The organism is Finegoldia magna (assembly GCF_018371055.1).
GTDB lineage: Bacteria > Bacillota > Clostridia > Tissierellales > Peptoniphilaceae > Finegoldia > Finegoldia magna_I.
This window is the reverse complement of sequence record NZ_JAGYZD010000154.1, coordinates 1-4,252: the sequence shown is the minus strand read 5'-3', so window position 1 is coordinate 4,252 and position 4,252 is coordinate 1. Positions and strand designations below refer to the sequence as shown.

Here is a 4,252-nt window from a genome sequence, read left to right as displayed (position 1 = left end):
TTCAAAGAAGCATCGATAAAAGTTTTAGCTGGTCCAGAAAAGAAATCACAAGTTGTAATAGAAAAAGAACGTGTGCTTACAGCTTATCACGAATCTGGTCATGCGATTGTATCCGGATTCTTGGAAGATAATGACAAAGTTCACATGATTACAATTATTCCTAGAGGAAGAGCCGGAGGATTTACGGCATATCTTCCACAAGAAGATGCGAAATTTATGACTAAAAGACAAATGCAACACAAATTGATTTCGCTTTTAGGTGGACGTGCAGCAGAAGAAGTTGTGCTTGACGATATTTCCACTGGAGCAAGTAACGATATTGAAAGAGCAACAAAAATCGCACATGCAATGGTAACAAAATACGGTATGAGTAAAAGATTGGGACCTATGATGTACGGTGGAGATGACTCTGAAGTATTTTTAGGTGAAGAGCTTGGTAAGAACAAGCAGTATTCTGACAAGATAGCTTATGAAATTGATTCTGAAATGAGAGAACTAATCGATGAAGCGTACAACAAAGCTTTAAATATTTTAAATGAAAACATCGATTTGTTACATGCATTGGCAAACAGACTTTTAGAAAAAGAAACTATTGGCCAAGAAGAATTCGAAGCTATATTTGACAAATACACTAAGACAAAAATTCACGAAAATGAACCAAAAGAATTAGTCGATGTAAGAAAAAAAGACGAAGAAATAGAAAACAATATAGAAAATTAGGAGAAATAATGAGCGCACAAAATATTATTAATGTGATGTATATATTGATTTTGCTTTTTGGATTGAAGCAAATGTACAATGTATACAAAGTCAAAAAAAATATTGGTAGAGTCATCAAAAACTTTAACCAAAGAAAAAGAGTTTTAATGATGGTTGCATCATATTCAATTGTAATATTGGGATTATTGTATCTTTACCAACAAAAAACATGGTTCCCATTAATTTATATATTACTTGGAGTAATATTCATTTATTTAACATTCGAAAAAATCTCATTTACAGATAAAGGGATTTATTTCAATGGATTTTTGGCTGAATATGAAGATATCAAACAATGGAAATATTCCAAAGATAAGAGATTTTTGGAATTAACTTTGAAAAATTCCAAAACTACTAACAAACTTATTCCGATCAATCCAAGCGATGCTTCTGAAATACAAGTAATCATAAAAAAGAATAAGAAAAAACAATAAAATACTTGACAACAAAACTGTGATTAAATATAATAAAAAAAACACTATTTTTGTTTTTCATAAATTGGCTTTCTTTGATTGCCAATTTTTTTTATTTTAATACATGGAGGTATTTATGGATACTAATAAAATTTTTGGGATTGACACTTTTGACAAAAAACAAATGAAAGACTCTCTGCCGTTTCCGGTTTATCAAAAATGGAAAAACGCAGTTAGAAAAGAAGATTTACTAGATATTGAAACAGCAGAAATTATTGCGCATGCGATGAAAAAATGGGCAATAGAAAGAGGAGCTACTCATTTTTGTCATTGGTTCCAACCATTAAACGGTTTGACAGCAAAAAAACACGATTCATTTTTGGATAGAGGAGACGATAATACTCCTATAAATAGATTTTCAGCTAGTGAATTAATAAAAGGAGAGCCTGATGCTTCATCTTTTCCAACAGGATCAATCAGATCTACATTTGAAGCTAGAGGATATACTTATTGGGATTGTACTTCTAATACTTTCATAGTAGACAATATTATGTATATACCATCGGTATTTGTATCTTATGATGGGACAACATTAGATAAAAAACTTCCCCTTTTAAAAAGTTTGGATTATTTATCTGACTATGCGACAAAACTATACAATGAAATTTCTGATGAACATTGTTACAGAATGAAAGTCAAAATAGGTTTGGAGCAAGAATTCTTTCTTATAGATGAAAATGTGTACAAAGAAAGAATAGATTTAATAAATACAGGAAGAACATTGTTAGGGGCACAAGCGCCTAAATCACAAGAGCTTACTGATCATTATTTTGGTTCAATTCCTCAAAGAGTAGAAGCATTTTATAGAGATATAGACGAGAAATTATTCAGATTAGGGATATATGCTAAAACAGAACACAATGAAGTTGCTCCTAATCAATTCGAAGTAGCGATTCTTTTTGAAAACGCAAATATTTCTGTAGATGATAACCACTTGGTAATGGAAATACTTAAAACTACAGCTAGAAAGCATCATTTGGTATGTTTATTGCATGAAAAACCATTCAAAGGCGTAAATGGTTCTGGTAAGCATAACAATTATTCATTAGTTACAAATCATGGTAGAAATGTATTCTCACCAAAAGCAGACATGGAAAATGATTTGGTATTTTTGATATTTATAGCATGTTTAATTGAAGCAGTGGACAAATCTCAAGCATTATTAAGATCAGCATCCTCAACAACATCTAATGATTATAGATTAGGAGGAGATGAAGCTCCACCATCAATTATTTCCATGGACTTGGGACAAGATATTGAAGAAACATTCAATTCACTTATGAATGAAGAAGAAATCGTCATAAATTATCCAGAGTTTTCAATAAATAGATTTGACTATATACCACCAAATATGACAGATAGAAATAGAACAAGTCCATTTGCATTTAGCGGAAACAAATTTGAGTTTAGAATGTTGGGTTCATCGAACAGTGCAAGTGATGTAAATATAGTTTTAAACACAATGTATGCTAATGCAATCAAAAGAGTTTACGAAAAGTTCAAATCTCAAAATGAAAATATCGAAAAATTTATCAAATCAGAAGTAGTAAATATTTTGAAAAACCACAAACATATACTATACAGACAAGATAATTATACAGAACTATGGAGAGAAGAAGCAAAGAAAAGAGGTTTGTTGGATTTAGTTCATTATTTTGATTCATTGTATTCATTAATTTCAGAAGAATCTATAAGGGATTTTTGTGGTATACTAAGTGAGGAAGAATTACACGCAATCTACGATGTAGGATTAGAAGATGTAATAACTACTCATGAAATTGAAGCGAAAACTTTGATTTACATGTTAGATAAATTTGTCATTAATGCATTCTCAAAACAACTTCTTCAAAACACAAGTTTAATTGAAAAATGCAGTATAGACAGTTTAATTTCCACTCAAGAAAAATTAAAAAATGGTTTAAATGAAATCATCAATAAGAGAAATAATTTAGAACAGATGCTACACAAATCTGATTTTGAATCAAAATATGAAAAAGCTAAGTATTTTCAATATGAAATTAGTCCATTAATCGAAGAAATCAGAGAAATACACGATAGCCTTGAAAAATATATCTACAAAGAAAATTATAGTTTGTGTGATATTCAAGATATATATTCATCATTAATATAAATATAGGAGGAGTAATGAGTAAATTTATTTTTATTACTGGAGGAGTTGTCTCTGGTATTGGTAAGGGAATTAGTGGAGCAAGTATTGGTAGAATGCTAAAAGACAGAGGTATTTCTGTATTTATGCAAAAATTTGATCCGTATTTAAATATTGACCCAGGTACTATGAGCCCGTATCAACATGGAGAAGTTTTTGTTACAAAAGATGGTGCAGAAACTGACCTTGATTTAGGCCATTATGAAAGATTTATTAATGAAGAATTAACTCAAAGATCTAACATCACTACAGGAAAAGTCTATAATGATGTTATCAAAAAAGAAAGACGTGGAGATTATAATGGTAAAACTGTTCAAGTTATTCCACATATTACTGATGAAATAAAAAAAGCGGTTTATAAAGCAGCTGAAGAATCTCAAGCAGATATCGTAATTACAGAAATTGGTGGAACTGTTGGGGATATTGAATCATTGCCATTTTTGGAAGCAATCAGACAAATCCACGCAGAAAATGAAAAAGAGGATGTATTGTTTATTCACACAACATTAGTTCCTACAATTCCTGGAAGTAATGAATTAAAAACTAAACCAACACAACATTCTTACAAAGAATTGATGAGTTTAGGAATTAAAACAAATGTAATTATACTAAGAAGTGAAGGAATAGTTACAGATGAATTAAAAGAAAAAATCTCGTTGTTCTGCGATGTCCCAGTTGAAGCCATCATTCAATCATTCAATGTTGATTTTATTTATGAAGTTCCATTGAAATTCCAAGAACAAAATTTGGATAAATATATAATGAGAAAAATGAAACTAAAATCCAAAGGCGAAGAAGATGGAAAATGGAGAAAAATGATTGAAAACTACAGAAAAGCAACTGAAACTGTAAA

General features: G+C 30.2%; 3 protein-coding genes and 1 pseudogene. All 4 read left to right on the top strand.

Features of this window, described 5'->3' with window-relative positions; genetic code table 11:
* Positions 1-720: pseudogene (locus KHW44_RS06945) on the top strand (zinc metalloprotease); the annotation flags it as partial.
* Positions 721-728: 8 nt separating this feature from the next.
* Positions 729-1,193: a DUF5673 domain-containing protein gene (locus tag KHW44_RS06940; protein WP_294684602.1), complete on the top strand. Its 465-nt coding sequence runs from the start codon at positions 729-731 to the stop codon at positions 1,191-1,193.
* A gap of 115 nt (positions 1,194-1,308) precedes the next feature.
* Positions 1,309-3,363 carry a glutamine synthetase III gene (locus tag KHW44_RS06935; RefSeq protein ID WP_294684603.1) on the top strand — a complete coding sequence of 685 codons (2,055 nt, stop codon included), beginning with the start codon at positions 1,309-1,311 and terminating at the stop codon, positions 3,361-3,363.
* A gap of 14 nt (positions 3,364-3,377) precedes the next feature.
* Positions 3,378-4,252: CTP synthase (locus KHW44_RS06930; protein ID WP_304067663.1), on the top strand; the 875-nt coding region annotated here is incomplete at its 3' end.

Bases quoted from the DNA above. Each gene is read 5' to 3' on its own strand.
- KHW44_RS06935 (WP_294684603.1), top strand. From the start codon at position 1,309: ATGGATACTAATAAAATTTTTGGGATTGACACTTTTGACAAAAAACAA.
- KHW44_RS06940 (WP_294684602.1), top strand. From the start codon at position 729: ATGAGCGCACAAAATATTATTAATGTGATGTATATATTGATTTTGCTT.